This is a genomic window from Leisingera sp. F5, assembly GCF_001593695.1.
This window is the reverse complement of record NZ_LUKH01000104.1, coordinates 1-6,383: the sequence shown is the minus strand read 5'-3', so window position 1 is coordinate 6,383 and position 6,383 is coordinate 1. Positions and strand designations below refer to the sequence as shown.

Here is a 6,383-nt window from a genome sequence, read left to right as displayed (position 1 = left end):
GCCTTCTACAGCAAGGCGCGTTCTCCGCTCTTCATGCCGGACGGGGCGTTTGCGGTAGGGGCAGCAGCTTTGCGAGCTTTCTGAGGTTCTGGGCGGTGGGGCGATGCTGCTTTTCCTTGTCTTGCGCCCAATAACTAATTCAGCTCAAGGCCAACAGGAGTATTCAGTAACTTGGATCGTCAGAGGGTTTTCGCTGTTTTCACGGAAATCCGCCCCGTCGTTCAATGGTCGTAGTCCGCGGCTACTCAGTCGAAGCGGAGTAACCGCAGATCTCGTTTAGCCGATGAAAGACAGCACGTGATCCGTCACTTCACGCGGGGAGTCTTCAGGGCTGTAATGGCCAGCACCCGGCAGGCGCTGAATTTTGCCGTTCGGAAACACCGCCTTGAACAGTGGAAGAAAGTGCTTTGCATGCAGCGTGCGGTCTTCTTCCCCCCAGATCGCGAGTGCTGGTTTCGCACTGATCGCCAGTCGGGCCGCCGCGTCCGGTTCTTCGAACTTATGCGCTCCGGTCGCAAATCCCTTGGCCCATCCAATCGCGCCGGCAGCTTCTTCCGGTGTTGGGAATGGCGCCCGATAGGCTTTGAGCCAAGCGTCCGTGACGATTGAGGCGTCTTCGAAACCGTTCAGCTTCATTGTGGACAGGATCGTGTAATCAAGCTGGCCCAGAAGCGGTTCCAGGGTGCCGTCATCTTGCGCTTTCAGGATCCACTGAAACCAGGGGGCCTCGCCAGCATTCGCAATCAGCCGGTCAACGAGATCGGCCTGACCGAACGGTGTTGGCCCGTTGACGGAGACAATCCGCTTTATCCGGTCCGGATGGCGGATTGCGAACCCCATACCCGCCGGTCCGCCGAAGTCATGCATCACAAGGGTCACGTCGCGCAGGTCGAGGGCAAGAGCGGCCGCCTCCAGATTGTCGATATGGTCCTGCAGCCAGTAGGTCCGGTCGCCTGGCGTGGCGCTCTTGCCAAAGCCCATATGGTCAACCGCCACGACCCGATGATGGCGCGACCACGTGGCGATTTGGTGCCGGAAAAGATAGCTCCAGGTGGGCTCGCCATGCAGCAGAAGCAGAGTCTCGGGCCCCTCGCCGACATCAACGTAGTGGGCGACGTAACCGGGCGCGTCGGTGTAGTGTGCGGGAAAAGGCCAAGTACCTTCAAATGTGGCATCGGCCGGTACGGCAGGTGTCAGTTGTGTCATGTTGGGTTCTCCAAAACTCGGGGATGGTCGAAGGCCCGCGCTGAACGCGCCTGCCACGGCCAACTGCAGCATTGTACGGCGTGTGACCTGGCTCTTGTATGCGGACGGCTTGCGTATGCTCATCATTGTCCCCCTCCGGCGGACAAAAGGCATTTGATCTCGGCGTTGAGGCTTCCAGCCCCTTGATCGGCGGTATGCCAGCGACCGTGTAACCGGCGCGCGAATTCATCGGAGGCCTGGTCAGCGGTTTCTTGGACTGCGCGATCAATATCGCTCGGTTCCAAGCCGATGTCGCGCAAATGAACGCGTTCGAGGCCTTCCAGTGCCTGTCGCGTCTTACGAGTTGTCAGTACGTGGAAGCCGGCAACGACGATGCGTTGAAGCAGGCCGAGTTCGACAGGCGCGTCAAACTTGTCTGCCGCAGGCCCGCAATCGACGAGATTTGAAAACAGGTCCTTTTGGCCGTGCATTGGGCGGTTTTCGGGTCGCGCTTTAGTCATGGGGTCCTCCTTTCAGTTACAAGGAGGAAAGTAATTTGACGCTTGATTTCTTACCAATTCGAAGGAGACGTTTTAGTGATCGATTAAATAGATCGCTCGGTGATAAGGCTCAAATACCGGTTTCCGCGAAAGCCTCGGTGAGCCAGTCAGCAAATAGCGACATTGCGCGGGTGAAAGGCCGTCCTTCAGCACTTACCAGCCAATAGCCGAGGTTTTCGTCTACTATCTCAGGTGCTGCGAGCCAAGTGAGCCGACCTTCGCGCACGAGTGTTTCAACGAGTAACTGACGACCGATCGCCACACCTCCGCCATCGATTGCGGCCTGGATCACCACATTATAGTCGTTGAGCGGCATCCGTTTCACGCCCGCTATATCAATTCCGCGGGTCTCCGCCCAAGACTGCCATTCCTGCTCCTTACGGCTCATGAGTAGCTGTTCGTCAGACAGGTCTGTGAGCGGAAAGGTTCGTTCGGAATGTGCAACGGGGGCAATCTTTTCGACATGCAGCAGCCGGGCATCCACACCCTTCCACGGGCCGGTTCCGAACCTCACACCCAGATCAGCCTCGTCGCGAGCAAAGCTGACAATCTCGAGTGTCGGATCCAGTTCAATGTCAATCCCTGGATGCACATCCGAAAAAGAGGCAAGACGCGACATTAGCCACATTGAGCAGAAGGACGGCAGCGCTGTGATGCGAAGCGTCTCCCGCCCAGCTTCGGCCCGAAGTTCTGCGGTCGCATCCGTGATCGTACGGAAAGCAGCGTTGATTTCTACGAGATAACGCGCCCCCTCAGGAGTTAACGAGATGCTGCGGGCGTGCCGTGCGAATAGCGACGTTCCGAGCATCGTTTCAAGCTGCCGAATGTGATGGCTGACCGTACTTTGCGAAATCAGCAATTCATCCGCGGCCTTTCGAAAACTTAAGAGCCTCGCAACAGCTGAAAAAGCACGAAGCGATAGAAGCGGAGGAAGGTTCGGGCTTGAGCGCAAACAGTTGGCCTCGTATTTCTCGGGGAGAGTACCACAAAGTAGTACAGCGCGTTATGGACAAGTCCGCAAGCCCATGCGGTACTTAGCTGCCATCGCCTACGGCCCAAAGCTGCCCTTGATCGGGGGGGGGCCGTAGCTGCAGCGCAGCTTACCCAGAGCGGCCATTCGCACCTGATAGAAGTGGCAAAGGCCAACCTGGGGGCTGACTAAAGCTTCAAACCTGGATTGTTAAACCACTGCCTAAAGTGACAGGCCGCGCGATCGTCTGGGCAGATTTGCAGCCTCGCTTTCGGACAATCGGGCGGCCTCAAGCTTCTGCAAAATCTCTTCAGGCATGGGCATCGCGTGCGGCTGGGGGTGCTGACAAACGTGCAGTTCCATGAACTCGCCAACACTGGCCAAAGCAGTGCCGTTGAACATCTGCATGTGCAGATGGAACCGCTTGCTGTCGCATCCGACAATACGCGTTTCGACCCGGACTCGGGCACCTTCCTTCACCTCCCGGAGAAAGAACTTGTGATCCTCCAGCAGGTAGATGGTGCAGCCGGTGCGCCTTCGGTAAGCCTCGTCAAAGCCAACCTCGTCCTGAAAGGCATCCACCGCCAGGCTGAAAACCAGCCCGTAATAGCTGTCCCGCATGTGGCCGTTATAGTCGATCCACTCAGGCAGGACACTTGTTTCAAAGCTGTAGAGCATCTTCACCCCTCCTGTGCAGGCCGTGCCAGGCCATAGAACCGCGCAGCTGTGCCGCCGAAAACCATGGCATGCTGCTCTGGCGGCACAAGCGCGCGGTAGGCCCCGGCAAGCGCGGCGTAATCCGAAGACAGGCTGTCAACCGGGAAGTTGGAACCGAACATGCAGCGTTCGGCACCGAACTGTTCCAGGCAGATTTCGACCAGCGGGCGGATGCTGTCCTGGGTCCAGCCATGGTCGAACATGCCTAGTCCTGACAGTTTGCAGGTGACGGTTGGCAGCGCAGACAGATGCCGCAGCGCCTCTGCCCAGCCGGCAATGCCCGCCGGGCTCCTGTCATGCGGCGACCCGGCGTGGCACAGGGCCACCTGTGTTTCCGGCGCCTGGGCCAGCACCGCGGCGGTTTTCTCCATAAGCTCGGGGAGCAATTGCAGATCAAAGGACAGCCCGCGCCGGCCCAACTCGCGCAGCCCGTCCAGAAACAGTGGGTCGTCCAGCAGCGTATTGGTGCCGGTCACGGCATCCTCGCCCGGCGCCCGCCCGACGATCTGGCGCACGCCGCGCACCGAGGCCAGGCTTTGGAACCGGTCCAGTTGGGCGTTTCTGTCCGCTGCGGTCAGATCACAGAACACCACCTGCGCCATCACCCAGCCGGGATTGGCACGGGCCACGCTGTCTACCCACTGCGCCTCTTGCCAGCCGTCGGCTGCACCAACCTGGATATGCACCGAAGCCCCGGTGCCCAAGGCCGAGGCATCCTTACGGAATTCCCCGATCAGGTAATCCCGCTGGATCGGCGCCGGGTCGCCAAAGAACCGCCGGGCTCCGGCCTCCATCAGCCAGGGGTAATGCACCGCCTGCAGGTCCCAGAGATGGTGATGCGCGTCGACGATCATGGCTGTTCAATCCCCGTTGTCCGCCCCAGGATGTCCACACCCTGCTGATGCCAAAAGTGCAGCAGGTCGATGAATATCCAGTTCTCAGCCAACTTGTCTCCGTCCCGACGGTAGATGTCGATCACCCGGAACTCACCGGTCTTGCCGGTGGCGGGCATCCCCATGAAGCCGCCGGTATGCCGGGCGGTGAAGTTCGGCCAGCCGAAGAAGCCGCCAAAACTGCCCTCGGCCAGACGGCAGATGTGATTGGTCTTGGAGCGGTCTGTGAAACCCGCACGGAACGGCCCCGAGTGCTGCTTGGCATAGCGTTCGATCGTATAGGTGGCGCCGATCCCCGCAGGGCCCCACCAGATCATGTCCTCGGCCCAGGTCCGGCGCAGCTCATCCTCTAGGCTCAGCCCGCTTTTCCACTGGCCGAGGTCGGAGATCATTGCGTTGATCGTTGCAAGGGTCTTTTCGCCCTCCTCCGGCGGCTGCGGGTCGAACATCAGCCCGTCATGGGTCATCGGTCCGGGCTGCACCAGATGCGCGGCGGTCTGCGGCGGGAACGGCTGCAAGCCCGCCTGCATCATCAGATGCGGTATATCGAAGTACATCGCCGTTTCGGTGACCTTGCCATCTTCGACCTTGTTGAACTCGCAATAGCGCAGGAACGCCATCTTGCCGGTCGGGGCGATCCCCAGCCAGGGCGCATCGAACAGCCCCATCAGATGCCCCATCGAGACCACCCAGACCGAAGCGAACCCGTCCATCGCGTTGGCACCCGCCATGAAGATGTCCTCACGCCTCTGCATATTCTTCAGTGACCCGCGCAAGGGGGTCCAGAACACGTCAGCGACCGCTTCGGCGCCCTGCTGCTCATGGAACGGATGGTAGCCGCGCCAGATATGATTCGAGGCGTAGTACCGCGCAAGCACCTCGCCTGCTTGCCCTGCCTTCGACCTGTCCAAATCGGTGTAAAGGTTTCGGATTAATTGCTTTTCCGCTGAAAAGTCAGTCATGAGAGGTTGCCCCTTGCATACGTGTGCAAAAAAGTCTTGCCAAAAAGTCATCTATAATTCTACCCTCTTTGCATTCGTATGCAAAACGGCCGGTCACAGCCGGCAGAGGGGAAGCCATGGCCGAGATACAACTGCAGAATGTTGGCAAACGCTGGGGGTCGTTCGTCGGCGTCGACAACTTCGACCTGACCATTGCCGACAAGGAGTTCCTGGTGCTGCTGGGGCCTTCGGGCTGCGGCAAGACCACCACTATGCGGATGATTGCAGGGCTGGAGGAAGCCTCTGAGGGCGACATTCTGATCGACGGTCAGCGCGTCAACGACATGGAACCCAAGGACCGCGACGTGGCGATGGTATTCCAGTCCTACGCGCTCTACCCCAATATGAACGTCTACGAGAACATCCGTTTTCCGCTGAAGGTGCGCGGCATCGACCCCAAGACTCATGACGAGAAGGTCCACCGCGCCTCGGCGATGGTGGAACTGGACGACTTTTTGCACCGCAAGCCGGCCGAACTCTCCGGCGGCCAGCGCCAGCGCGTTGCTTTGGCCCGCGCCATTGTGCGCGAACCCAATGTCTTCCTGATGGATGAGCCGCTGTCAAACCTCGATGCCAAGCTCCGCGTCTCCACCCGCGCCCAGATCAAGAACCTCAGCCACGAGCTGGCTGTGACCACGATCTACGTGACCCACGACCAGATCGAGGCGATGACCCTGGCCGACCGCGTCGTGGTGATGAAAAAGGGCGTGGTTCAGCAGGTGGGCTCACCGACCGAAATCTACGACCGGCCCGCTAATACTTTTGTCGCCAGCTTCATCGGCAACCCGGCGATGAACCTGATGGAGGGCGAGATCCAGGGCGGCACCCTCCGCGCAAAGAACGTGGAAATCAGCGGGCTGAACGCCCCGAACGGACCGCTCACACTGGGTTTCCGGGCCGAGGACGCCAGCATCGCGGCACCCGGCGAAGGCCAGATCAACGCGCCGATCTACACGATGGAACTGCTGGGCGACGCAACGATGATCTCGGTGCGCGTGGGCGGGGCTCTGGTTTCGGTAAAGGCGGACAAGAATTTCCGGGCTGAAATCGGCCAGAC

The 6,383-nt window shown here is 59.8% G+C and carries 7 protein-coding genes; 1 reads left to right on the top strand and 6 read right to left on the bottom strand.

Translation table 11 applies throughout. From position 1 onward, the window contains the following. Positions 1 to 276: 276 nt before the first annotated feature. The 6 genes from A2I95_RS24795 to A2I95_RS24770 all read right to left on the bottom strand — a co-directional run bounded on the left by A2I95_RS24795 (position 277) and on the right by A2I95_RS24770 (position 5,287). On the bottom strand, positions 277 to 1,206 hold the full coding sequence (locus A2I95_RS24795; RefSeq protein ID WP_291734164.1) for an alpha/beta fold hydrolase: 930 nt from the start codon (positions 1,204 to 1,206) through the stop codon (positions 277 to 279). Positions 1,207 to 1,328: 122 nt separating this feature from the next. Next, on the bottom strand, positions 1,329 to 1,706 hold the full coding sequence (locus tag A2I95_RS24790; protein WP_291734161.1) for a hypothetical protein: 378 nt from the start codon (positions 1,704 to 1,706) through the stop codon (positions 1,329 to 1,331). 109 nt (positions 1,707 to 1,815) lie between these two features. Further along, entirely contained in the window at positions 1,816 to 2,697 is an 882-nt protein-coding gene (locus A2I95_RS24785; protein WP_291734157.1) for a LysR substrate-binding domain-containing protein, read from the bottom strand. A 240-nt stretch (positions 2,698 to 2,937) separates the two neighbouring features. Next, positions 2,938 to 3,393, bottom strand: a complete 456-nt coding sequence (locus tag A2I95_RS24780) for a thioesterase family protein (RefSeq protein WP_291734155.1) — start codon at positions 3,391 to 3,393, stop codon at positions 2,938 to 2,940. Positions 3,394 to 3,395: 2 nt separating this feature from the next. Next, positions 3,396 to 4,286 (bottom strand): amidohydrolase, encoded by an 891-nt coding sequence (locus tag A2I95_RS24775; RefSeq protein ID WP_367152496.1) that lies wholly within the window; start codon positions 4,284 to 4,286, stop codon positions 3,396 to 3,398. Further along, the gene (locus A2I95_RS24770) at positions 4,283 to 5,287 is read right to left on the bottom strand and encodes an ester cyclase (RefSeq protein ID WP_291734152.1); all 1,005 of its coding nucleotides are present in this window, start codon (positions 5,285 to 5,287) and stop codon (positions 4,283 to 4,285) included. The genes A2I95_RS24775 and A2I95_RS24770 overlap by 4 nt, the downstream gene beginning before the upstream one ends. A 116-nt stretch (positions 5,288 to 5,403) precedes the next feature. Here A2I95_RS24770 and A2I95_RS24765 point away from each other — a divergent pair. Then, positions 5,404 to 6,383, top strand: a 980-nt coding sequence (locus tag A2I95_RS24765) for an ABC transporter ATP-binding protein (protein ID WP_291734149.1), incomplete at its 3' end; no start/stop codon positions are given.

Bases quoted from the DNA above. Each gene is read 5' to 3' on its own strand.
- A2I95_RS24795 (WP_291734164.1), bottom strand. From the start codon at position 1,206: ATGACACAACTGACACCTGCCGTACCGGCCGATGCCACATTTGAAGGT.
- A2I95_RS24790 (WP_291734161.1), bottom strand. From the start codon at position 1,706: ATGACTAAAGCGCGACCCGAAAACCGCCCAATGCACGGCCAAAAGGAC.
- A2I95_RS24780 (WP_291734155.1), bottom strand. From the start codon at position 3,393: ATGCTCTACAGCTTTGAAACAAGTGTCCTGCCTGAGTGGATCGACTAT.
- A2I95_RS24775 (WP_367152496.1), bottom strand. From the start codon at position 4,286: ATGATCGTCGACGCGCATCACCATCTCTGGGACCTGCAGGCGGTGCAT.
- A2I95_RS24770 (WP_291734152.1), bottom strand. From the start codon at position 5,287: ATGACTGACTTTTCAGCGGAAAAGCAATTAATCCGAAACCTTTACACC.